Below are 23,373 nucleotides of genomic sequence, written 5' to 3' on the forward strand. Positions count from 1 at the left end.
ACGCCCTCAGTAACCCAGTGACAACCCGGTATTGCGCCGTGGATCGTTGGCGCCGTAGAAGCGGTTTTTGCCGACCGGTTTACCGCCCAGCGACGGCGCCCCGACCAGAATCGCAGCGATGTGGTTGGCATCCTGCGGTCCGGCGAACTTGTGCCCCCAGCTCTCGAGGATTTTCTTCGTGTCGGGGCTGGCGGCGAAGTCTTCGAGGTTGGTTTCCTCCGGCATCCACTGCTGGTGGAAACGCGGCGCATCGACCGCTTCCTGCAGGCCCATGCCGTAGTCGATGACGTTGAGCATGGTCAGCAAAGTCGCAGTGATGATCCGGCTACCGCCCGGTGTACCCACCACCATCACCACTTTGCCGTCCTTGGTAACGATGGTCGGGCTCATCGACGACAGCGGTGCCTTGCCCGGCGCGATGGCGTTGGCTTCGCCCTGCACCAGGCCGTACATGTTCGGCACGCCGACCTTGGAGGTGAAGTCGTCCATTTCGTCGTTGAGAATCACCCCGGTCTTGCTCGCCATCACGCCCGCGCCGAACCAGTCATTGAGGGTGTAGGTGACCGAAACCGCGTTGCCCCACTTGTCGACGATCGAATAGTGCGTGGTATTGCTGCCTTCATGGGGTGCGGTGCCGGGTTTCAGTTCCGCCGAGACGCCAGCCTTTTGCGGCTGAATCGCGTCGCGCAGCTTGGTCGCGTAGTTCTTGTCGAGCAGGTGCTCGATCGGGTTTTTCACGAAGTCCGGATCGCCGAGGTAGCTGTTGCGATCGACATACGCGTGGCGCATCGCTTCGATCTGGTAGTGCATGCCCTGGGCCGAATGGAAGCCCAGGTCCTTCATCGGATATCCCTCGAGGATATTCATGATCTGGCAGATCACCACACCGCCGGAGCTTGGCGGTGGCGCCGAGACCACGTGGTAACCACGGTAATCACACTCCACCGGGGCCAGTTCACGGGTCTTGTATTTGTCGAGGTCGGCCTGGGTGATGATGCCTTTGTTGGCCTGGCTGGAGGTGACGATAGCGTCGGCGACCCAGCCTTTATAGAAGCCGTCGGCACCTTTTTCGGAAATGGTCCGCAGGGTCTTGCCGAGGTCCTTCTGCACCAGTTTTTGCCCGACCTGCATCGGCTCGCCGTTGTGCAGGAAGATCGAGCCGGAATCGCGCATGTCCTTCTTGAATACGTCGGTGGCGTACTCCAGCAACTCGACGTCGCCCTGCTCCAGTTCGAAGCCGTCTTCAGCCAGCTTGATCGCCGGGGCAATCATGTCCTTGCGCGGTTTGGTGCCGTACTTGCTCAGCGCCAGTTCCATACCGGACACTGTACCCGGCACGCCAACGGCCAGATGGCCACGGGTGCTGAGGTCGGGAACGACGTTGCCTTCTTTGTCGAGGTACATGTTGGCCGTCGCCGCCAACGGGGCTTTTTCGCGGAAATCGAGGAAGGTCTTGCGCCCATCCGCCAGCTGGATGGTCATGAAACCGCCGCCACCAAGGTTGCCGGCTGCGGGATAAACCACCGCCAGCGCATAACCGACGGCGACCGCTGCATCCACCGCGTTACCGCCGTTTTTCAATACGTCGACACCGACATGAGTGGCCAGATGTTGTGCGGTGACCACCATGCCGTTTTCGGCGGCGACCGGTGCGACGGAGGCGGCGTGAGCCATCAGACAGCTGAGTGCCAGTGAGGTCGCTATCAGCGATTTGGCCAAAGGTTCGTACTTCATGAGTCGATCTCTTTTTTTGTTTTAGGGTCTGTGCAAAACAGAGGGGAACGCTTCAAGGGCAACAAGCAGTATGGTCGGCTTTGCGGTTTGCGCCTCCCCGAACAGGCAGTATGCTGAGCGCTGTTGCCGTACTGATCCGGAGCCCCTTGCCATGTCTTACACGTTCATTACCCTGCCCTCGCCGGTCGGCGAACTGAAGCTGGTCGCGAACGGATCACGACTGGCGGCCATCCTCTGGGAAAACGACAAACCGAACCGGGTGCGCCTCGGCCCGATGAGCGAAGCACCGGACAACCCGATCCTGATCAAAACCGCTCGGCAACTTGAAGAATATTTTGCCGGCACGCGGGATCGCTTCGAACTTGAACTGGACTTTGCCGGCACAGCGTTTCAGCAACAGGTCTGGGCGGCGTTACTGACCATCCCGTTTGGTGAAACGCGCACCTATGGCCAGATCGCCGAGCAGATTGGCAATCCCACGGCCGTGCGGGCAGTGGGCGCCGCGAACGGACGCAATCCGATCTCCATTGTGGCGCCGTGCCATCGGGTGATTGGTGCGTCGGGGAAGCTGACCGGGTTTGCCGGGGGGCTGGAGGCGAAAGAACGGTTGCTGACGCTGGAGGGTTGGCAATGGCCAGGGACTGGGCGTTTTGAAGGGTTTTAAGATCAAAAGATCGCAGCCTGCGGCAGCTCCTACAGGGGAATTAGTGCAGGCTGCGATCTTTTTTATCGGGAAAACAGGTTATTCATCGCCGCGTACTGCAACAGCATGATGGTCTTGGCGTCGCAGATTTCGCCACGCTGGAACGCTGCCAGCGCCTCATCGAAAGACCATTCCAGCACCTCCAGCTCTTCAGTTTCTTCTTCCAGGCCGCCACCCTCACTGACTTTCGACGCTGCGTCGTACTCGGCAATGAAAAAGTGCAGTTTCTCGGTCACCGAGCCTGGGCTCATGTAAGCCTCGAACACCTTTTTCACGTCGCTGACGCGATAGCCGGTTTCTTCTTCCGCCTCACCACGAATCCGTTGTTCCGGCGCCTCACCTTCAAGCAAGCCCGCCGCCACTTCGATCAACAAACCATCATGGCCGTTGACGAACACCGGTAGGCGGAATTGCCGGGTCAGCACCACGCTGCGCTTCTCGCGATTGAACAGCAGAATCGCCGCACCATTGCCGCGGTCGTAGACTTCCCGGGTCTGGCGCTGCCAATCGCCGTTGTTGCGTTGATAGTCAAAGGTGATTTTCTTCAGCAGATACCAGTCGTGGGACAGCACCTGAGTGTCGACAATGTTGACCCGCTCAGCGGTTTTGGACATGACGCCTGATCCTTTTTTCATCAATAGGCCGCCATAGTCGAATAATCGCGCGCACAAAAAAAGCCCGGCAGCGCTACCGGGCTTTTTCACTTGCAGCTAACGCGCGGTGTTCGCCAGCGTTTGATCGTGGTCCTGCCCGAGTGAACGAGCGCCGTGAATCAGCGGCCCGTAACGCCGGCTGAATTCCCAGTTGTAAGGCACATGATCCTTGCTCGCGCCGTTATCCCAGTTCACCGACCAGGTCATCAGGCCCTTGATCGGATAACCCTTGATGGCCAGACGTTTGAGCACGTTGCCCACCACGGTTTTGTCGATGACGTAACCGGTGGCCGCCGCATCGACGTTGGCCGGCAGACCGATGACAAACTTGTCCGGCGGGATCCTGATGAAACCCCGCGTTCCGGTCACCAGACTTTCAGTCAGGTAATAGAGGAAATCCTCCTTCAGCGCATCATTGTTCTGCGCGATCCACGCGCCTGCGCCGTTGTTGGCCTCCGGCACCCAGACCCCGTCACCGCCCTGGTTATAAAACTGCGGGGCGATGAAATCGTAGTAGCCCTCCAGCGCCTGCAAGTAACCGACGTATTTGCCGGCGCTGGTCAGGTACGGAAACTCCGGGGCCATGCTGATGATGAAGTGCTTGCCCTGACCGGCGTAGTGATCCTTGACCAGTTTCAGTGCCGCTGGCAGGACGGTCTTGTTGGCAGCGAAGTCAATCGCGCTCTGTTCAAGATCGATGTCCAGCCCGTCGAAGCCGTAAGTTTCCACCAGACGGATGATTTCATTGGCCAGCGGTTGTTCCTGACCGGCGCGCAGTTCGATGTGGGCATCGGCGCCCCCCAGGGAGATCAGCACCGCCCGCCCCTGACTGTTGAGGACAGCGACCTGCCGGCGGAACTCGGCGTCGGACACGTTGAATGGCTTGAAGGTTGGAATGCCGCTGCCCTTCATGAACGCCACCGCAACCACGTTGTATTCCTTGGGCACCTCTTCCAGCGAGAGGCTCGCGAAGCGGCCCTGACGGTAGCCGTCACTCAGCCCCGCCGGCCAGTTGTGCCAGAAGCCCATCAGAATCTTTTTGCCGGCAATGCTCGGCATCAACGAGGCTGCATCGCTCGTCGGATTCTGCATCAAAGAGAAGTCGATTTTTGACATGTTCTAATCCTTCAGAACGTGTGAATGGGGTGTCGCCGACTTATTTGAAGTCGACGTCGAAGGCCTGATAGAAGGCATTGCCAGTGTTGGCAACGATCCACATCAGCACGATGACGTGACGGCCCTTTTTGTCGTCCGGCAGTTTCACCGCGTGATTGACCTTGGCCTTCAGCTCGTTGGGATAGCTGTAATACGGCACCTGGGTGTAGAAATCCTCGAAGAACGGTTGGGCTTCCAGTTGCGCACGGGTGATGCGTTGTTTCGGGTCCCAGCCATCCTTGGTGATCAACCAACGATAGCCGCGCGTGGTATGCGGCGCGGTGTATTCCCATTTGATCTCCAGGGCCTGCCCCGGGGTGACATTGAGCAGCGGCCAAGTGAACGGGCGACCGAGCTTCTTGCTCATTTCCTCGTCGGTGAAGTTCACGCAATCGCGGGCATCCGCCTTGCCGCCGCTGAGGATGTAGCCGTCAGCCGGTGGTGCAACGCTGGCCGAGTCGGTCTGATATGGCGCAGGAAACGGACCGGCCACCAGCGCCGGGAAGTTCTTGCCACCTTCCATTTCGTTGACCTGCCAGGCACCGAGCAATCCTTGCTCGATGGCGACCGCACCGCGGCTCGCAGGGGAGGTCACTCGACCGTGTTTCAGTTGGGTTTGTGCTTGTACTTGATTCATGTTTTTCACTCCGTTGATTTAAGAACTCTCCCTTCCGAGGAGAGGCCTTCAACCTAGCGGAGGTGGTTTTTTTGTCCATCGGCGCTTTTGTCGCAGCCAGAGCGGACACCGTTGGCAATAACCCGAAAACACTGGATATATAAACAGTACATTGTGACGCATCGTACTCGACGCGTAGCCAAAGGCGTACACGTCGAGACGACGAAAACCTGCAGTCAGCGGTTTACGACAATTGTGCCTGGAACTCTTTTTCGTATTGCCCGGCGAGCTGTTCTTTCTGCTTCTCGTTGAGCAATTTGCCAGCCATCTGGAAGAACTTCTGCTCTTCTTCCTTGAGGTGGTGATGGACTTTGTCCGAGAGCTTCTTCGCGGTCGCGAGCCATGCCGGGCTGGACATCTCGGTCTCGTCGAGTTCTTCCATCATTTCATCCATTTCATGGTGCTCGGAAATCGCGTGGCGGCTGAGGTCGACACCGTTGTCGAACTCCATCAACGGGATATAGAAATGTCGTTCTTCCGCAGTTTCGTGGGCTTGCAGTTCAGCCTTCAGTTGTTTGTAGGCCTCCACGCGTTCCGGCGTATCGCCACTGGTCTTGATCAGGGCTTTGGCGTAGCTGCGCTGGCGGTCATGGCTTTCGCGAAGGGCTTCGAAAATATTCAAGGGATGTCCTCATCAACCGCGTGCTGGAATGACGCTGTAAAGCCTAGACCGCAGCGCGCGAACGGCGGTTCCACCGGTTTTTCTTAGGGGCTTGGAACACGAGCGCCGGGCAGGATAGTCTGGCGACTCAGACCACAAGGAAGTCCTGCATGAACCTGCGCATCGAGTTGTCGACAAACCCCAACGAAGAACAACGCAACGCCATCCTCGCGCCGCTGCGCGCCCACAACATCGCCAATGCCGGGCCGTCGAAGATGGAGCCACTGGCGCTGTTGGTGCGCGATGAGCACGACGCGGTTCTCGGCGGCCTGTATGGCCACACGTTTTATCGCTGGTTGTTCATTGAGTTGCTGGCGGTGCCGGAAGAGGGGCGCGGTCAGGGTATCGGTTCGCAGCTGATGCAAATGGCCGAGGACTTTGCGCGCAAGAACGATTGCGTGGGGATCTGGCTCGACACCTTCTCATTTCAGGCGCCGGAGTTTTACAAGAAGGTGGGGTATAGCGAATGCGGCGAGATTATCGATTTTCCGCTGGGGCATAAGCGGCATTTTTTCCAGAAGCGACTTATTGGTTGAATGTCAGGGCCCCTTCGCGAGCAAGCTTTGCTCCTACAAGGATGTGCCGTTCACCCATTCTTGTAGGAGCAAGGCTTGCCCGCGAAGGCGACAGCCGCTTTAACGCCTGATCAGAGGCAGGTGGCCAACGCCGCCAAGCGCCGCTTGGCCACAAAATCATCCTTCTGCGCGTAGTAATTCAGCGTCGTGCCGGAAGCCTCGGTGATGACGTCGACAAACGACTCGGCCGAACGCGTATACACCGTGGTGCCAGCCGGCTTGCGTGGCTCCAGATAGGCTGCGGCGTCAACACCGAACACTGCCTCGTCCTGCCAGCCAAACTGCACGCACTGCGCGACGACTTTCTCCGGTTTGTCCGAAGTCAAAACCTTGTAAGGGGCTTGCGTGCGAGCATCGTTCATCACCGAACCCGCGCAACCGGCCAGCAGCGTTGCCGCCAGCGCTACCATCAGCATTCGCATTGCATTCGCTCATTCAGAAAAAAGCGGACTGTATCACCGCAGCGGCCAGAATCGTTCTGCTTTACTGAATTTATAGCGCGACACGCGCGCACCGCTGCGGCAACCTAAGGTCATCAGCCTCACAAGGAAAACCCATGGCGCCTACCGATCAGCGACATGAACACGCCCTGAAAGTGTTTCTCGATGCACGCCCCGAGCTGCGCGAAAGCCTCGACCATCTCAATCCCTTGCTGGCCCAGGCCAAAGGCGAAACTCAGGCGCAATATCGCGAAGAGCGACTGCATGAAGCCTTCGAGGCCGAGGCGGAAAACCTCGGGTTATTTGCCTGGGAGCTGACTCTGCAACTGACCGCCGAGACGCCTGCGGAGTATCAGGCGCAGCGCCGGGAGGTGCACCGCGAGGTCGCAGAGATGGCCGGGATGGACTGGCTGGAATATTGCGACCTGTATGGGATAGAACCTTAACCGCCGCGCAAGGATACCGTCACCGATGCTGCCCTCCGCCTCGACTCACCGCGCCAGCCCCGGCCATCTGCACACGCAAAAATGGCGCGGGCGTGTGGGTCTGGCGCTGGTTGCCAGCCTTTCGGTACTGGCCGGCATGACCGATGCGATCGGTTTTATGGCCAGCGGCGACTTCGTCTCGTTCATGAGCGGCAACACCACCCGACTGGCGGTGGCGATCAGTGATGGCGATCTCGGGCTGACCTTGCGCCTGGTGATTCTTGTCGCCACTTTTGTGCTAGGTAATGCCTTGGGCGTTGTCGTTGCGCGCTTTGGCGGACGACGCGCTTTGCCGCTGCTGCTGTGCATCGCCACCCTGCTCTGCGCGGCGGCGGCCTGGCCGTACGACACGCAACTGCCGGCGTTGCTTGCGGCGATTGTCGCCATGGGCATGCTCAACGCGTCGGTTGAGGAAGTGAACGGTTTACCGGTCGGGCTGACCTATGTCACTGGCGCCTTGTCGCGATTTGGCCGAGGCCTCGGCCGATGGCTGCTGGGCGAACGGCGCGGCGGCTGGCGGGTGCAACTGGTGCCATGGAGCGGGATGTTTATCGGCGCGATTCTGGGCGCGGTGCTGGAACACCACTTGGGACTCAAGGCGATGTTTGTCAGCGGTCTGCTGGCCGCGCTGATCGGGCTGCTCTCCCTCAAAATTCCGCGACGCTGGCAACTCGGCTACATGCCCCGCTAACACGAGGCTGCGATCTCTTGATCCTGCCCCGCAAAATCAACATCAAAAGATCGCAGCGTGCCGCAGCTCCTACAGGGGATCGTGTGTCCCTGTAGGAGCTGACGAGTGAAACGAGGCTGCGATCTTTTGATTCTGCCCCGCAAAATCAACGTCAAAAGATCGCAGCGTGCCGCAGATCGTGTGTCCCTGTAGGAGCTGACGAGTAAAACGAGGCTGCGATCTTTTGATTCTCCCTCGCAAAATCAAGGTCAAAAGATCGCAGCGTGCCGCAGCTCCTACGTGAAAAGCAGGCGCTGGTGCTGTGCGCAATGCTTTATCATGGCCACAGTTTTGCTGATCGAGTCCGTCATGAAGTTCGCCATCGCGCTGTTTTCCGCCGCCCATGCGCCCTCCTCGCGCCGTGCCCTGCTGTTTGCGCAGGCTGCACTGGCCGGTGGGCATGAGATTGTCCGGCTGTTTTTCTATCAGGATGGCGTCTATAACGCCTCTGACGCGGTGGTGACCCCGCAGGATGAACTGGACTTGCCCAAGCAATGGCGCAGCTTCATCACCGAGCAAAAGCTCGACGGCGTAGTGTGCATTGCCGCCGCCCTGCGCCGTGGCGCGCTAAACGCGGAAGAAGCCCAGCGCTATCAGCGTGACGCCGTCTCCGTCAGTGAGCCATGGGAATTGTCCGGTCTTGGGCAATTGCATGACGCCGTGCAAGACGCTGATCGCCTGATCTGTTTCGGAGGTGCGTGAGATGGCCAAATCCCTGTTGATCATCAGCCGCCAATCGCCATGGTCCGGCCCCGGCGCCCGCGAAGCGCTGGACATCGTGCTGGCCGGTGGCGCCTTCGATCTGCCGATCGGTTTGCTGTTTCTCGATGACGGCGTGTTGCAACTGGCCGCAGGGCAAAACGCCAAAGCCCTGCAACAAAAAGACCTCAGCGCCAACCTGCAAGCGCTGCCGATGTTTGGTGTAGAAGAATTGTTTTACTGCGCCGACAGCGCCAACGCTCGTGGCCTCGAACAGCTATCGCTAGACGAAGCGCAACCGCTCGCCGCCGAGCAAATCACCGCCCTTATTGACCGTTACGACCAGGTGATCACCCTCTGATGTCGACTTTGCATGTGTTGTCTCATTCCCCGTTCGGCGACGATCGCCTGAACAGTTGCCTGCGTATCATCGGCAGTGCAGATGCGCTGCTGTTGTCCGGCGACGCGGTCTACGCGTTGCAAGCGGGCACCGCACCGTGCACTGCGCTGCAAAGCCGCCAGATCAAACTGTTCGTCCTCAGCGAAGACGCACAGGCGCGCGCCGTGCAGGTCCCGGACTGGGCCGAAGCCATCGATTACCCGGCCTTCGTCGAACTGTCGATTCACTACGACAAGGTCAACAGCTGGCTATGAATTCCATGACCGTCGGCGCCCGCGCCATCGAACTGGACAAGGACGGCTTTCTCGTCGATCTCAGCGATTGGTCGCACGATGTCGCCAGCGCTCTCGCCGCTGCCGAAGAGATCGAGTTGACTCCCGAACACTGGGAAATCCTCGAATTGCTGCGCAGCTTCTACGCCGAATTCCAGCTGTCTCCGGCCACACGCCCGTTGATCAAGTACACCGCGTTGAAACTCGGCGCGGAAAAAGGCAACAGCCTGCACCTGAACCGACTGTTCAAAGGCACCCCCGCCAAACTCGCCGCGAAACTGGCGGGCCTGCCCAAACCGACGAATTGCTTATGACCGACTTTCCAGCGCTGACCCTCGAAACGCCCGCCGAGCATCCCTTCGCCCAGTTCGTGCGGATTCTAGGCAAAGGCAAACGCGGCGCGCGCGATCTCACTCGCGAAGAAGCCCGGGAAGCCATGGGCATGGTGCTCGACGACAAGGTCGAAGACACCCAACTCGGTGCCTTCCTGATGTTGCTGCGACACAAGGAAGAAAGCGCAGAGGAAATGGCCGGATTCACCGAGGCTCTGCGCGCACGCTTGCAGGCGCCAGCGCTGAATGTCGATCTGGACTGGCCGACCTATGCGGGCAAAAAACGCCATCTGCCGTGGTATTTGCTGGCGGCCAAATGCCTGGCACAGAACGGCCTGCGCATCTTCATGCACGGCGGCGGCGCGCACACCGCCGGGCGCCTCTACAGCGAACAACTGCTCGGCGAATTGAACATCGCGCTGTGCCGCGACTGGCAACAGGTCGGTGCAGCGCTGGACAATGGTGGCCTGGCGTTCATGCCGCTGGTGGACTGGGCGCCGCAGTTGCAGAACATGATCGACCTGCGCAACACCCTGGGCCTGCGTTCACCGATCCATTCGCTGGCGCGGATTCTCAATCCGCTGGGCGCACGCTGCGGGCTACAAAGCATTTTCCACCCCGGCTATCAGGCCGTGCATCGCGATGCCAGCGGATTGCTCGGCGATACAGCGATTGTGGTCAAGGGCGACGGCGGCGAAATCGAGATCAACCCGGATGCAAACAGCCACCTCTACGGCACCACTGGCGGCGAGAGCTGGGACGAGGAATGGCCGCAACTGTCGGCGCAACGTCACGTCAAACCATCGTCACTGGATGTCGAGCACCTGAAGGCCGTGTGGCGCGGCGACGTGGTCGACAGCTATCCGCAAATGGCCCTGATTGCGACCATGGCCCTGGCCTTGCGCGGCCTCGGACAAAACCGTGAACAGGCCTTCGAAACTGCCGAGCAATACTGGGCCGCACGGAACAAATCGATTTAACCGATCATTCGCGCCCGATCTTTGCGCTTTTTGTTCGAACTCATCGGAATAGACTCGACTCCAACGATTATCGGTTTATGGAGTCTTGATCATGGGTTTACTCGTCGATGGCCACTGGCAGGACAAGTGGTATGAAAGCAGCAAGGACGGCGCGTTCCAGCGCGAACAGGCCAAGCGCCGCAATTGGGTCACCGCCAACGGCGAGCCCGGCCCCAGCGGTGAAGGTGGTTTTGCCGCCGAGGCAGGACGCTATCACCTCTACGTTTCCCTCGCCTGTCCATGGGCGCATCGCACACTGATCCTGCGCAAGCTCAAAGGTCTGGAAAGTCTGATCGACGTCTCCGTCGTAAGCTGGCTGATGCTGGAAAACGGCTGGACGTTCGACAAAGCGCTGGGCTCGACCGGCGACAAGCTTGATGATTTTGCATTCATGCACCAGCGCTACACCGCTGACACCGCCGACTACACCGGGCGCGTCACTGTGCCGGTGCTGTGGGACAAGAAACTCAAGCGCATCGTCAGCAATGAATCGGCGGAGATCATCCGCATGTTCAACAGCGCGTTCGATGGTTTGACAGGCAACGATCTGGACTTCTACCCGGCGCCGCTGCGCGGTGAAATCGATGCGCTGAACGAGCGGATTTATCCGGCGGTGAACAATGGCGTGTATCGCGCAGGGTTCGCCACGTCGCAACACGCTTATGAAGAAGCATTTGATGAGGTGTTTGCCGAACTCGATCACCTGGAGCGCGTGTTAGGCGCCAACCGCTATCTGACCGGGGAATACCTGACGGAAGCGGACGTGCGTCTGTTCACCACGGTGATTCGTTTTGACGCGGTGTACCACGGGCACTTCAAGTGCAATCTGCGGCGGATTGCCGATTACCCGAATCTGTCGAACTGGTTGCGTGAGCTCTATCAGATGCAGGGGATTGGCGAGACGGTGGATTTTCAGCACATCAAGAACCACTACTACGGCAGCCACAAGACCATCAACCCGACGGGGGTTGTGCCGAAGGGGCCGGAGCAGGATTTCACAGTGGCCCATGATCGGGCGCGGTTGGCTGGGAAAGGGGTTTGGCGCCGGGGTTGAGATTTGTATTGTTTTTGAGGGCCCCATCGCTGGCAAGCCAGCTCCCACAGGGATTTTGGTGATGCTGAAGATTGCAGCTTCAACACAAAGCCTGTGGGAGCTGGCTTGCCAGCGATGGGGTCAACTCGGTTCTCAGACCTGCGCCTGAGCGCCTTCAAACCACGCCAGTTTCTCGCGCAGTTGCACCACTTCCCCAACGATCACCAAGGTTGGCGCATGCACTTCATGCTCTGCCACCAATCGCGGCAGATCTGCCAGTGTGCCGGTAAAGACTCGCTGATTGACCGTCGTGCCCTGCTGAATCAACGCCGCCGGGGTATCCGCTGAACGACCGTGCTTGATCAGTTGTTCGCAGATCACCGGCAACCCCACCAGGCCCATGTAGAACACCAGCGTCTGCGCCGGGGCGACAAGGTCTACCCATGGCAGATCGGTGGAGCCGTCCTTCAAATGCCCGGTGACGAAGCGCACCGACTGCGCGTAATCACGATGGGTCAGCGGAATCCCGGCATACGCCGCACAACCACTGGCTGCCGTGATACCTGGCACCACCTGGAACGGAATACCGTGGGCGGCCAGTTCTTCGATCTCTTCGCCGCCACGGCCGAAGATGAACGGATCACCACCCTTCAACCGCACCACACGCTTGCCGGCCTTGGCCAGATCGACCAGTTGCTGGTTGATCTGATCCTGCGGCACGGCGTGATCGGCACGACGCTTGCCGACATACACACGTTCGGCATCGCGACGGCACAGCTCAAGAATCGCTGGCGCCACCAAGCGGTCATACAGCACCACGTCGGCTTGCTGCATCAGACGCAGAGCCTTGAAGGTCAGCAGGTCAGGATCGCCCGGGCCAGCGCCGACCAGATACACCTCGCCGGTGGTGACCATCGCTTCGCCATCGATCTTGGCTTGCAACAGACGTTCGGCCTCGGCGCCCTGCCCGGCCAGTTGCCGATCGGCAATCGTCCCCTGAAATACGTCTTCCCAGAAACCACGACGCTGCTGCACATCCGGAAACAGGCTTTTCACCTGATTACGGAAACGTGCGGCGAGCCCGGCCAGTTGGCCGTAAGTCGAGGGAATCCAGGTTTCGATCTTGGCGCGAATCAAGCGCGCCAGCACCGGTGCATCGCCACCGCTGGACACCGCAATGATCAGTGGCGAACGGTCGACGATCGCCGGGAAGATCACGCTGCACAAGGCAGGCGCATCGACTACGTTGACCGGCACACAACGCTTGTGAGCATCGGTGGAAACTTGTGCGTTCAGCGTTTCGTCGTCGGTGGCGGCGATGATCAGCCCGCAACCGTCCAGATCCGCTTCGACGTAACCGCGCAACAGGCATTCGCCGCCAGAGGCGACGACCAGTTCACGCAGTTGCGTTTCGATTTCAGGTGCGACCACCCGCAGCAGCGCACCGGCATCGGCCAGCAGGCGGGATTTGCGCAAGGCAATTTCCCCCCCACCGACGACCAACACACGACTGCCGCGCAGGTTGTGAAACAGCGGCAGATATTTCATTTAGCCGATGACCTCAAGGCCACCCATGTACGGCTTCAGCACGTCCGGCACACGGATCGAACCGTCGGCCTGCTGGTAGTTTTCCAGCACCGCAACCAGGGTACGACCTACAGCCAGACCGGAACCGTTCAAGGTGTGCACCAGCTCAGGTTTGCCGGTTTCCGGGTTGCGGAAACGCGCTTGCATACGACGGGCCTGGAAGTCGCCGCAGTTCGAGCACGACGAAATCTCGCGGTACTTGTCCTGGCTCGGGATCCACACTTCGAGGTCGTAAGTCTTGACCGCGCTGAAACCCATGTCGCCAGTGCACAGCGCCAGGGTGCGGTAAGGCAGACCCAGCAGTTGCAGGACTTTTTCAGCGTTGGCGGTCAGACCTTCCAGCGCTTCCATCGAAGTCGACGGCTCAACGATCTGGACCATTTCAACTTTGTCGAACTGGTGCTGACGGATCATGCCGCGCGTGTCGCGACCCGACGCACCGGCTTCACTGCGGAAGCACGGGGTGTGGGCGACGAACTTGATCGGCAGCAGTTTCGAGTCGACGATTTCGCCGGCAACGATGTTGGTCAGCGACACTTCGGCAGTCGGGATCAGGTACAGATCGGCTTCGCCTTCGCGGGCGATCTTGAACAGGTCTTCTTCGAACTTCGGCAGTTGACCGGTGCCTTGCAGTGCCGGCGCCTGGACCAGATAAGGCGTGTAAGCCTCTTCGTAGCCGTGCTCGTTGACGTGCAGGTTGATCATGAACTGCGCCAGTGCGCGGTGCAGACGCGCGATCGGGCCACGCAACAGAGCAAAACGTGCGCCGGACAGCTTGGCGGCGGTTTCAAAGTCCAGCCAGCCGAACTTCTCACCCAGCGCGACGTGGTCCTTCACTTCGAAATCGAACGCAGCCGGGGTGCCCCAGCGGCGCACTTCAACGTTGTCGTCTTCGTCTTTGCCGACCGGCACGGATTCATGCGGCAGGTTAGGAATGCCCAGCACGATCGAGTCCAGCTCGGTCTGGATCGCGTCCAGCTCGACTTTACCGGCACTCAATTCGCCCGCCATGCGCTCGACGTCCGCCATCAACGGCGCGATGTCTTCGCCGCGCTGTTTGGCCTGACCGATGGATTTGGAACGCGCATTACGCTCAGCCTGCAGTGCTTCGGTGCGGGTCTGGACGGTCTTGCGCTGTTCTTCCAGCGCTTCGATGCGCGCGGTATCCAGGGCAAAGCCACGGGAAGCCAGGCGGTCCGCTACGTCCTGGAGGTTGCTACGTAACAGTTTGGAATCGAGCATGTCGGTTTCTCGTTATCAAAGTTTGGTCAAAGACAGGCCGGCCCACGTCGCGAGCAGCCCGCCGAATACGCTGAGTGCCGCATAGCCCAGGGCCAGCGGCACTTGCCCGCTTTCCAGCAGGCGCACCGTATCCAGTGAAAAGGATGAAAAAGTCGTCAGCCCCCCGAGGAAGCCGACCATCAACCCGGCACGCACCTCGATCGGCACTTCCGGGCGTATCAAAAACAGGCCGTACAACACGCCAATCAGCAGGCAGCCCACGATATTAACGGCCAGCGTCGCGGTATAGAAGTGCCGCGGCCAATTGGCAGTGATCCAATTGCCAGTAGCGAAGCGCAACAAAGTGCCAGCAACGCCGCCGGCAGACACCGCGATGATCAATGGAAGCACTATTTTCTCCGCTGCCGAGGGCTTAAACGGTCGAGTTGAGCGAGGTGGTTGAGCTTCTCGCCGATCTTCAACTCCAGGCCGCGCGGCACCGGTTGGTAGAACGGGATCGGCTCGAGTTCTTCCGGAAAATAGTCTTCGCCAGCGGCGTAAGCGTCCGGTTCATCATGGGCGTAGCGGTATTCGTCGCCATAACCCAATTGTTTCATCAGTTTGGTTGGAGCGTTGCGCAAGTGCAGCGGCACTTCCAGCGAACCGTGCTCGGCGGCGGCACGCAGGGCGGTTTTGAAGCCCATGTACACCGCGTTGCTTTTCGGCGCGCAGGCCAGATAGGTAATGGCTTGCGCCACGGCCAACTCGCCTTCCGGGCTGCCGAGGCGCTCTTGTACTTCCCACGCCGCGAGGCACAGGCTCAGCGCGCGCGGGTCGGCGTTACCGATGTCTTCGCTGGCCATGCGCACCACGCGCCGGGCGAGGTACAGCGGATCGCAACCGCCGTCGATCATCCGCGCGAACCAGTACAACGCGCCGTCGGGGTTGGAGCCACGCACTGATTTGTGCAGTGCCGAGATCTGGTCGTAGAACGCTTCGCCGCCCTTGTCGAAACGCCGACGTGTGTCGCCGAGCAGGCTCTGCAACAGATCGATGCCCATCTCGCTGTTGTCGTCGGCCAGATCGGAAGCGTTTTCCAGCAGATTGAGCAACCGTCGGCCATCGCCATCGGCGGCCGAGAGCAGCATCTGAAAGCCCTCATCGCTGAGGGTCAGATTGCGCTTGCCCAGGCCGCGCTCTTCGGTGAGCGCGCGGTGCACCAGTTTGCGTAGCGCCGCTTCGTCGAGGCTTTTCAGCACGTAGACACGGGCGCGCGACAACAAGGCGTTGTTGAGTTCGAATGAGGGGTTTTCGGTGGTGGCGCCGATGAAGATCAGCGTGCCGTCTTCCACGTACGGCAGGAACGCGTCCTGCTGCGACTTGTTGAAACGGTGCACTTCATCGACGAACAGAATCGTGCGCTTGCCGTACTGGCCGGCCTGTTGCTTGGCGATTTCAACCGCCTGACGGATCTCCTTGACCCCGGCGAGCACCGCCGAGACCGTTTCGAAGTGCGCGTCCGAGACTTCCGCGAGCAACCGCGCCAGGGTGGTTTTACCCACGCCCGGCGGGCCCCAGAAAATCATCGAATGCAGGGCACCCTGCTCCAGCGCCTCACGCAGAGGCTTGCCGCGAGCGAGCACGTGCTCCTGGCCGACGTACTCATCCAGATTGGTCGCACGCAAACGCGCGGCCAGTGGCTGGGCAATCGGTGCACTGCGAAACAGATCCATCACGTAGCGTTGAAACCTCGAATTTTTCGAATACTGTGTGAAACCGTGTGGCGAGGGGATTTATCCCCGTTGGGCTGCGAAGCTGCCCCAAAAGCGACGACTGCTGCGCAGCCGAACGGGGATAAATCCCCTCGCCACAATAGCCCCTCAATAGCAGGCCCTCACCACAAAGGCCCTGACACAAGGGGCCTGGGTTTATTCCTGGATCACGTCCGCACCCTTGGGGATGTCGAACTTGAATTTCGAGGCTGGCACCGGCTCGTTAGCCTTGACCCCGGTGAACAGGATGTTGGTGCGCTGGCCGACGCTGTCGATCAGTTGCATGTCATTGAGCAGACCATTGCGGAACGACAGACGCAGGTTGTCGAACAGGGTGTCCTTGGTTTTCGGCTTGAGGGTGAAGTCGATCACACCGCCCGCCTCTTTCGCGGAAATATCAAAGCTCTGGCTGATCTTCGACACATCACCGGACAGCAGCAACGCTGGGGTCTGGGTTAGACGCTCGTCGAGCTTCTTGATGGTCGCCTGTTCCAGATCCGGGTCCCACAGGGTGACCTTCTTGCCATCAGACACCATGGTCTGCTCGGCCGGCGCGTTGGTGTGCCAGTAGAACAGGCCCGGACGCTGCAGGGTCATGTCGCCGGTGGTTTCCTGCAACTGCGTACCGCTGCCGTCGAGGGTCAGCTGCGAGAAGTTCGCGCTCAGGGTCTTGGAAGTTTCCAGCAATTGGGTCAAACGAGCCACGTCCTTGTCATCGGCGTGGGCCGTGAGTGTGGTCAAAGCCAGTACTGGCAGCAGCATGCGGATAAGACGCATGGGAGTCCTCTTGAATACTCGTTGGGAGAGCGGCGGCACATCATTGTCCCGCCTCTTGCTTTTGGATCAGTCGCGTACCGGGCCCGGGGCCAGCACTTCACGTGACCCGTTGGTGTTCATCGACGTGACGACCCCGGCCATTTCCATGGCTTCGATCATCCGTGCGGCGCGGTTGTAGCCGATTTTCAGCTTGCGCTGAACGGCAGAAATCGAGGCACGACGGCTTTCCAACACGAACTGTACGGCCTCGTCGTACAGCGCATCCGTTTCCGGATCATCGCCATCGCCGCCACCGCTGCTGCCTTCAAAGCCGCTGCCGGCTTCTTCGACACCATTGAGGATGTCGTCGTTGTATTCGGGGGCGCCGCGCAGTTTCCACGCTTCAACCACACGGTGAACCTCTTCGTCGGAAACGAACGCGCCGTGAACCCGGATCGGCAGACTGGTGCCCGGCGGCATGTAGAGCATGTCACCGTGGCCAAGCAGTTGTTCGGCGCCGCCCTGATCGATGATGGTCCGCGAGTCGATCTTGCTCGACACCTGGAACGCCATACGCGTCGGGATGTTCGCTTTGATCAGACCGGTGATCACGTCCACCGAGGGTCGCTGAGTGGCGAGGATCAAGTGAATACCCGCCGCACGCGCCTTCTGCGCAATACGGGCGATCAGCTCTTCAACCTTCTTGCCGACGATCATCATCATGTCGGCGAATTCGTCGACGACTACCACGATGGTCGGCAGCTTCTGCAACAGCGGCGCTTCGTCGTGAATGCTTTCGCGCTTGTACAGCGGATCGCTCAACGGCTCGCCGGCGTCCTGCGCTTCCTTGACCTTGGCGTTGAAGCCGGACAGGTTACGCACGCCCATTTTCGCCATCAGCTTGTAGCGGCGCTCCATCTCGGCAACGCTCCAGCGCAGGGCGTTGGCGGCGTCTTTCATGTCGGTGACGACCGGGCACAGCAGGTGCGGAATGCCTTCGTAGATCGACAGTTCCAACATCTTCGGGTCGATCATGATCAGTTTGGCGTCTTCCGGGCCGGACTTGAACAGGATCGACAGGATCATCGCGTTCACGCCCACCGACTTGCCGGAACCGGTGGTACCGGCCACCAGCAAGTGCGGCATCTTCGCCAGGTCGGTGATGACCGGTTTGCCGCCGATGTCATGACCGAGCGCCAGGGTGACCGGCGATTTGAAGTTGTCGTACTCAGGCGTCGACAGCACTTCGGAGAAGCGCACGATCTGCCGGTCTTCGTTGGGAATCTCGATACCGACCGTGGTCTTGCCCGGAATCACCTCGACCACCCGCACGCTGGTCACCGCCAGCGAACGCGCGAGGTCTTTCGCCAGGTTGGCAATGCGGCTGACTTTGACGCCGGCGGCAGGCTGAATTTCGTAACGGGTAATCACCGGGCCCGGATGGATCGAGTCCACCGTGACCTCGACACCGAACTCCTTGAGCTTGATCTCCAGCAAGTGGCCGACCGCTGCCAGGGATTCCGGCGAATAATTGAGTTGTTTCTTTTCCGCAGGGTCGAGGATCGAGATCGGCGGCAAGGTGCCTTCGACGGCGCTGTCGACGAACAACGGCGCCTGTTTCTCTTTCTGCACACGCTTGCTCGGCTCCGACGCCTTGACCGGGGCTGGGGCGATAACCGGCGGCACCTGTTTCTCGCGGTCGGACATGTGCTTGCTCAGGGCTTGTTCACGCTCGATCAGGCGTTCCTTGACCTTGGCCTGCTCGCGCTTGTCGGTGACCGTCGGCGCGACCACGTCATGCACACGGACATCGACTTCACGCAGTTGCGCGACCAATTGTTTGCGTTCGGTACGCGCCGACCACCAGCGATTGAGCGCGCCCTGGAACAGCTCGAACAGGTCGAGGGTGATCTTGCCGGTGATGTCCATCACCTTGAACCACGACAGGTCGGTGAACACGGTCAGGCCGAACAGGAACAGCGCGATGAACAGCAGCGTGCTGCCCTGGATATTCAGCGCATTCTTCGCCAGGTCGCCGAGACTTTCGCCCAAAGCGCCACCGGCACCGGCCGGCAAGCCCGTCGCGGCATGAAAATGGATATGCGCCAGCGCAGCGCCCGACAGCACCAGAAACACCAGACCGATCAGGCGCCAGGAGAACAGCCAGCCGCTCCACTGCCACGGCTCGTGGCGCTGGCGGAAGATCTGATACGCCTTGATCGCCAGCAGCAACGGGAAGATATAGGCGAAGTAACCGAGCACCATGAACAGGATATCGGCGCTGTAGGAGCCCGCCGGGCCGCCGAAATTCTGCACATCGTCGATCTTGCTGTTGTGGCTCCAGCCCGGATCGTCCTTGCCGTAGGTCAACAAAGCCATCATCAGGAACAGGCACAAGGCGCCAATGGCGATCAATGCACCTTCCTTGAGCCGGTAGTGCAACTGTTGGCGCCAGAGCGGAACGACTGTTTTAGGTGCTGCGGTGGATTTCTTCAAAACGCTACTTTTCCTGCGCCCGAGGCGCGTCCATCTATTGAATGACGATAAAAAACTGCCCAATCCAGGCAGGTAACAAAGTGAACGAGCGCAACTGAGACTACTTTTAACACTGCGCCGAGGCTTTTAAAAACACGGCACAGCGCGAACATTCTGTAACAGCCCGGCATTGTACGGGTTTGTACGTGCGATGCCATGCTTCAAACCCGAGGCTAAAGCATAGTCAAGCACACAAAACCTGTGGGCCAATTTGAGCATGCATTACCTTTTGTGACAAAGGCTTATGAGGTGTATTTGATGAACGTAGCGAAGCATTCACGCTTGATCATTCTTGGCTCCGGCCCGGCCGGTTACAGCGCAGCCGTGTATGCCGCCCGTGCCAACCTCAAACCCGTGGTGATTACCGGCCTGCAGGCCGGCGGTCAACTCACCACCACCGTCGAAGTCGACAACTGGCCCGGTGACGTCGAAGGCCTGACCGGGCCGGTGCTGATGGAACGCATGCAGAAACACGCCGAACGCTTTGCCACAGAGATCGTTTACGACCACATCCACACCGCCAAGTTGCAACAGCGCCCGTTCGAACTCATCGGCGACAACGGCACTTACACCTGCGACGCTCTGATCATCGCCACCGGCGCCTCGGCGCAGTATCTGGGCCTGCCCTCGGAAGAAGCCTTTGCCGGCAAAGGTGTTTCCGCCTGCGCCACCTGTGATGGCTTCTTTTACCGCAATCAGGTGGTCGCGGTCGTCGGCGGTGGCAACACCGCCGTCGAGGAAGCACTGTACCTGTCCAACATCGCCAAGGAAGTGCACTTGATCCACCGTCGCGACAAACTGCGCTCGGAGAAAATCCTCCAGGACAAGCTCTTCGAGAAAGCCGCCAACGGCAATGTGCGCTTGCATTGGAACCAGAATCTCGACGAGGTGTTGGGCGATGCCAGCGGCGTCACGGCCGCCCGTCTGCGTCACAGTCATACCGGCGAAACCCGCGAACTACCGTTGGCCGGGGTGTTCATCGCGATCGGCCACAAGCCCAATACCGACCTGTTTCAGGGCCAGTTGTCGATGCATGACGGTTATTTGCGGGTCAAGGGTGGCAGCGACGGTGACGCCACGTCCACCGAGATCCCCGGGGTGTTTGCTGCCGGCGACGTTGCCGACCATGTTTACCGTCAAGCGGTCACCTCCGCCGGCGCCGGCTGCATGGCCGCACTCGATGCCGAGAAGTATCTGGACGACATTCCGGTCATTTGACGGCACACTTTATCGCGGGCCAAATGGCCAGCTCTGCCCTCCCCTTCTGCAAGCCTGGATGCCATGCTGACTTGGTTACAACGTAATTCCCTGACTTTTCCTCCTTTGGAAAAGGCCATGCGCGAGCCCAACGGATTGCTTGCCGCTGGCGGCGATTTGTCTGCCGATCGTTTGGTCCAGGCGTATCGCCATGGCTGCTTTCCGTGGTTTTCCGAGGGCCAGCCAATTCTCTGGTGGTCGCCGGATCCACGCACCGTGCTGTTTCCCGACGAACTGCATGTTTCACGCAGCCTCGGCAAACTGCTGCGCCAGCAGCGCTATCAAGTGACCTTCGATCAGGACTTCGACGCGGTGATCCGCGCCTGCGCCGCGCCCCGCGACTACGCCGACGGCACCTGGATCACCGAGGCCATGCAAGACGCCTACGTCGAACTGCATCGTCGTGGCTTCGCCCATTCAGTGGAAGTCTGGGATCAAGGCGAACTGGTCGGCGGCCTGTATGGCCTGGCGATGGGCCAACTGTTTTTCGGCGAGTCGATGTTCAGCCGCGCCGACAACGCCTCGAAATTCGGCTTTGCCACCCTGGTGCGGCATCTGAAAGACTCGGGGTTCGTACTGATCGACTGCCAGATGCCGACCGATCATCTGCACAGCCTCGGCGCCCGGGCAATCCCTCGCCAACAATTCGCCGATTATCTGGCCCGACACCTGGATCAACCCAATCGTGCCACTTGGGTTTGCTGAGCGACTTTTGCGCGCGTGGCTTACACTTAATTCACCAGCTTATCCCGAGGGTTGATCATGACCGAGTTGGCGCGTTTGAAGTTCTATGCCACTCAGCCTCACTCTTGCAGCTATCTGCCGGAGGAGCAGGCCACGACCCTGTTTCTCGATCCGAGTCAGCCCATGGATGTGCATGTCTACGCAGACCTGTCGGAAATGGGTTTTCGTCGCAGCGGCGACCATCTGTATCGACCTCATTGCCAGAACTGCAATGCGTGCGTGCCTGCGCGCATTCCAGTGGCGCAGTTCACCCCCAATCGTCAGCAGAAGCGCATTTTCAAGCGCAACGCCGATTTGCAGGTGCGCCCGGCCAAGCCGCAATTCAGCGAAGAATATTTCGATCTCTACCAGCGCTACATCGAACAACGCCACGCCGACGGCGACATGTACCCGCCGAGCCGTGATCAATTCTCGACGTTTCTGGTACGTGATCTGCCCTTCTCGCGCTTCTACGAGTTCCGACTCGACGGACGGTTGCTGGCCGTGGCGGTGACCGATTTGCTGCCTAACGGCCTGTCAGCGGTGTACACCTTTTACGAACCGGATGAAGAGCGCCGCAGTCTTGGCCGTTTTGCCATCCTCTGGCAGATCGGCGAAAGCCAGCGCCTGGGGCTTGAGGCGGTGTACCTCGGTTACTGGATCAAGAATTGCAAAAAGATGAACTACAAGACCCAATATCGCCCTATCGAATTGCTGATTAATCAGCGCTGGGTCGTCCTCAACTAAACCCGAGCCCTAAACCCCTTGGCGTAAACCCCATTTTTCGGGCACAATGCACGCCGCTTTTGCCTGGCGCAGTTGCACCGGGCCATTCATTGGATACCGAGGGCTTTACTGCATGTCGAAAGAAGACAGCTTCGAAATGGAAGGCACTGTCGTCGACACCCTGCCCAACACCATGTTTCGTGTGGAGTTGGAAAATGGGCACGTCGTAACCGCGCATATTTCCGGCAAGATGCGCAAGAACTACATTCGTATTCTTACCGGTGACAAAGTGCGCGTCGAGCTGACGCCCTATGACTTGAGCAAAGGGCGCATCACTTACCGCGCTCGTTAATCAAGTCAATACAGAACGCCCGGTTTATGCCGGGCGTTTTTGTTTGTCTGGAATTTGGGTTTTGGTCTGGTGTGTATATCCGTTGCTGCGGGGGTTGCTACTGGCGGTTTCGCTCTTACAGCGAGTCCCTTTTTCAAACGCCAAAAAGGAACCAAAAGGCTTTGCCCCTGGCGTACGGCACCTCGCTGAGGCTCAGTGTTCCCTCGCTACGGTGTCCATCCGGGGGCATCGCCTACGGCTTGCTTCGCTGCACCTCCTCTCGATGTATGCGGCTACGCCGCACGGCGCTGCGCGCCTACCCCCGGATGAACACCTCCGCTCGGCCTGCCGATGGGGCAAAAAATCAAAAGCCAAAGCCAAAGCCAAAGCCAGAGCCAGAGCCAGAGCCAGAGCCAGAGCCAGAGCCAGAGCCAGAGCAGATCAAAAGATCGCAGCCTTCGGCAGCTCCTACATGATTTATCGGCTGTGCTTTTTGTGGGGGCTGCACTCGCTGGCGATAGCAGGCTGGCAACCTACCAATCTTTCGATGCAATCTTCTGTAGGAGCTGCCGCAGGCTGCGATCTTTTGATCTTGCTCTTAAAAAGATCGCAGCCTGCGGGGGATGGTATGGCTGGGAGAAGTGGGTCGGCTGTCAGGCCGCCTTCGCGAGCAAGCTTTGCTCCTACGAATCAACAGCTAAACGCGCACCGCTTTTGCCTTTCACCACTCAACAGGATGAGCGTTAGCTCGGCTGCGCTTTTGATCTGTAAGGCGACGTCGGAAGGCTGAGTGGAGGGATTGATCCGGGGGTGGGAGCGCAGCGACCGTTTGGCGCAGCCAAACACAGCGAGAGGAGGTGCAGCGAAGCAAACCGTAGGCGCTGCGCCCGGATCGATC

General features: G+C 59.6%; 25 protein-coding genes and 1 pseudogene. 14 read left to right on the forward strand and 12 right to left on the reverse strand.

All coding sequences use genetic code 11. From position 1 onward, the window contains the following. Positions 1–6 precede the first annotated feature (6 nt). Complete coding sequence (ggt, locus tag EJA70_RS27440) at positions 7–1,734, reverse strand: gamma-glutamyltransferase (protein WP_008086853.1); 1,728 nt, start codon at positions 1,732–1,734, stop codon at positions 7–9. A gap of 151 nt (positions 1,735–1,885) precedes the next feature. Here ggt and EJA70_RS27445 point away from each other — a divergent pair, with 151 nt between their 5' ends. Continuing rightward, positions 1,886–2,398, forward strand: coding sequence for a methylated-DNA--[protein]-cysteine S-methyltransferase (locus EJA70_RS27445; RefSeq protein WP_158835190.1), 513 nt, complete (start codon positions 1,886–1,888; stop codon positions 2,396–2,398). A 62-nt stretch (positions 2,399–2,460) separates the two neighbouring features. Here the strand turns inward: EJA70_RS27445 and EJA70_RS27450 are convergent, their stop codons facing one another. The 4 genes and pseudogenes from EJA70_RS27450 to EJA70_RS27465 all read right to left on the reverse strand — a co-directional run bounded on the left by EJA70_RS27450 (position 2,461) and on the right by EJA70_RS27465 (position 5,543). Continuing rightward, the gene (locus tag EJA70_RS27450) at positions 2,461–3,051 is read right to left on the reverse strand and encodes an NUDIX domain-containing protein (protein WP_008086856.1); all 591 of its coding nucleotides are present in this window, start codon (positions 3,049–3,051) and stop codon (positions 2,461–2,463) included. A gap of 153 nt (positions 3,052–3,204) precedes the next feature. Then, positions 3,205–4,206 (reverse strand): annotated as a pseudogene (locus EJA70_RS27455) (chitinase); the annotation flags it as partial. 40 nt (positions 4,207–4,246) lie between these two features. Further along, positions 4,247–4,882, reverse strand: coding sequence for a lytic polysaccharide monooxygenase auxiliary activity family 9 protein (locus tag EJA70_RS27460; RefSeq protein WP_008086858.1), 636 nt, complete (start codon positions 4,880–4,882; stop codon positions 4,247–4,249). 223 nt (positions 4,883–5,105) lie between these two features. Further along, positions 5,106–5,543, reverse strand: coding sequence for a hemerythrin domain-containing protein (locus EJA70_RS27465; protein ID WP_008086859.1), 438 nt, complete (start codon positions 5,541–5,543; stop codon positions 5,106–5,108). 149 nt (positions 5,544–5,692) lie between these two features. Between EJA70_RS27465 and EJA70_RS27470 the strand changes: the two genes are divergently transcribed. Beyond that, the gene (locus EJA70_RS27470; protein WP_158835196.1) at positions 5,693–6,118 is read left to right on the forward strand and encodes an N-acetyltransferase; all 426 of its coding nucleotides are present in this window, start codon (positions 5,693–5,695) and stop codon (positions 6,116–6,118) included. Positions 6,119–6,228: 110 nt separating this feature from the next. On the opposite strand, the gene EJA70_RS27475 is transcribed toward EJA70_RS27470, so the two are convergent. Further along, positions 6,229–6,579 (reverse strand): hypothetical protein, encoded by a 351-nt coding sequence (locus EJA70_RS27475; RefSeq protein WP_008086861.1) that lies wholly within the window; start codon positions 6,577–6,579, stop codon positions 6,229–6,231. Positions 6,580–6,713: 134 nt separating this feature from the next. Between EJA70_RS27475 and EJA70_RS27480 the strand changes: the two genes are divergently transcribed. From EJA70_RS27480 to EJA70_RS27515, 8 genes are all read left to right on the forward strand, one after another. Next, a complete protein-coding gene (locus EJA70_RS27480; RefSeq protein ID WP_158835199.1) occupies positions 6,714–7,043 on the forward strand; it encodes a DUF6388 family protein in 330 nt (109 codons plus the stop codon). A gap of 25 nt (positions 7,044–7,068) precedes the next feature. Then, on the forward strand, positions 7,069–7,773 hold the full coding sequence (locus EJA70_RS27485) for a YoaK family protein (RefSeq protein ID WP_158835202.1): 705 nt from the start codon (positions 7,069–7,071) through the stop codon (positions 7,771–7,773). Positions 7,774–8,121: 348 nt separating this feature from the next. Further along, entirely contained in the window at positions 8,122–8,514 is a 393-nt protein-coding gene (gene tusD, locus EJA70_RS27490) for a sulfurtransferase complex subunit TusD (RefSeq protein ID WP_008086579.1), read from the forward strand. A gap of 1 nt (position 8,515) precedes the next feature. Next, on the forward strand, positions 8,516–8,872 hold the full coding sequence (gene tusC, locus EJA70_RS27495; protein ID WP_158835205.1) for a sulfurtransferase complex subunit TusC: 357 nt from the start codon (positions 8,516–8,518) through the stop codon (positions 8,870–8,872). Beyond that, positions 8,872–9,165, forward strand: a complete 294-nt coding sequence (tusB, locus tag EJA70_RS27500; RefSeq protein WP_158835208.1) for a sulfurtransferase complex subunit TusB — start codon at positions 8,872–8,874, stop codon at positions 9,163–9,165. The genes tusC and tusB overlap by 1 nt, the downstream gene beginning before the upstream one ends. Next, positions 9,162–9,497 (forward strand): TusE/DsrC/DsvC family sulfur relay protein, encoded by a 336-nt coding sequence (locus EJA70_RS27505; RefSeq protein WP_158835210.1) that lies wholly within the window; start codon positions 9,162–9,164, stop codon positions 9,495–9,497. Before tusB ends, EJA70_RS27505 begins: the two co-directional genes overlap by 4 nt. Continuing rightward, complete coding sequence (locus EJA70_RS27510; RefSeq protein WP_158835213.1) at positions 9,494–10,495, forward strand: glycosyl transferase family protein; 1,002 nt, start codon at positions 9,494–9,496, stop codon at positions 10,493–10,495. The genes EJA70_RS27505 and EJA70_RS27510 overlap by 4 nt, the downstream gene beginning before the upstream one ends. Positions 10,496–10,586: 91 nt before the next feature. After that, positions 10,587–11,588 (forward strand): glutathione S-transferase family protein, encoded by a 1,002-nt coding sequence (locus EJA70_RS27515; RefSeq protein WP_158835216.1) that lies wholly within the window; start codon positions 10,587–10,589, stop codon positions 11,586–11,588. 132 nt (positions 11,589–11,720) lie between these two features. Here EJA70_RS27515 and cysG read toward each other — a convergent pair whose 3' ends face one another. The 6 genes from cysG to EJA70_RS27545 all read right to left on the reverse strand — a co-directional run bounded on the left by cysG (position 11,721) and on the right by EJA70_RS27545 (position 19,399). After that, a complete protein-coding gene (gene cysG / locus EJA70_RS27520; protein ID WP_158835219.1) occupies positions 11,721–13,115 on the reverse strand; it encodes a siroheme synthase CysG in 1,395 nt (464 codons plus the stop codon). After that, a complete protein-coding gene (gene serS / locus EJA70_RS27525; RefSeq protein WP_008086564.1) occupies positions 13,116–14,396 on the reverse strand; it encodes a serine--tRNA ligase in 1,281 nt (426 codons plus the stop codon). A gap of 15 nt (positions 14,397–14,411) precedes the next feature. Further along, on the reverse strand, positions 14,412–14,786 hold the full coding sequence (crcB, locus tag EJA70_RS27530) for a fluoride efflux transporter CrcB (RefSeq protein WP_008086563.1): 375 nt from the start codon (positions 14,784–14,786) through the stop codon (positions 14,412–14,414). After that, a complete protein-coding gene (locus EJA70_RS27535) occupies positions 14,786–16,108 on the reverse strand; it encodes a replication-associated recombination protein A (protein WP_158835222.1) in 1,323 nt (440 codons plus the stop codon). The genes crcB and EJA70_RS27535 overlap by 1 nt, the downstream gene beginning before the upstream one ends. A gap of 195 nt (positions 16,109–16,303) precedes the next feature. Beyond that, positions 16,304–16,924, reverse strand: a complete 621-nt coding sequence (lolA, locus tag EJA70_RS27540) for an outer membrane lipoprotein chaperone LolA (protein WP_008087013.1) — start codon at positions 16,922–16,924, stop codon at positions 16,304–16,306. Positions 16,925–16,990: 66 nt separating this feature from the next. Further along, positions 16,991–19,399, reverse strand: coding sequence for a DNA translocase FtsK (locus tag EJA70_RS27545; protein ID WP_158835225.1), 2,409 nt, complete (start codon positions 19,397–19,399; stop codon positions 16,991–16,993). Between the two features lie 297 nt (positions 19,400–19,696). Here EJA70_RS27545 and trxB point away from each other — a divergent pair, with 297 nt between their 5' ends. From trxB to infA, 4 genes are all read left to right on the forward strand, one after another. Then, entirely contained in the window at positions 19,697–20,656 is a 960-nt protein-coding gene (gene trxB / locus EJA70_RS27550) for a thioredoxin-disulfide reductase (protein ID WP_158835228.1), read from the forward strand. A 63-nt stretch (positions 20,657–20,719) separates the two neighbouring features. Continuing rightward, a complete protein-coding gene (gene aat, locus EJA70_RS27555) occupies positions 20,720–21,400 on the forward strand; it encodes a leucyl/phenylalanyl-tRNA--protein transferase (protein ID WP_045123303.1) in 681 nt (226 codons plus the stop codon). Between the two features lie 57 nt (positions 21,401–21,457). Next, positions 21,458–22,165 (forward strand): arginyltransferase, encoded by a 708-nt coding sequence (locus EJA70_RS27560; RefSeq protein ID WP_008087004.1) that lies wholly within the window; start codon positions 21,458–21,460, stop codon positions 22,163–22,165. A 112-nt stretch (positions 22,166–22,277) separates the two neighbouring features. Continuing rightward, positions 22,278–22,496, forward strand: a complete 219-nt coding sequence (infA, locus tag EJA70_RS27565; RefSeq protein ID WP_002553999.1) for a translation initiation factor IF-1 — start codon at positions 22,278–22,280, stop codon at positions 22,494–22,496. Positions 22,497–23,373 lie beyond the last annotated feature (877 nt).

The sequence above is a fragment of the Pseudomonas sp. PB103 genome (assembly GCF_009764635.1).
Classification (GTDB): Bacteria; Pseudomonadota; Gammaproteobacteria; order Pseudomonadales; family Pseudomonadaceae; genus Aquipseudomonas.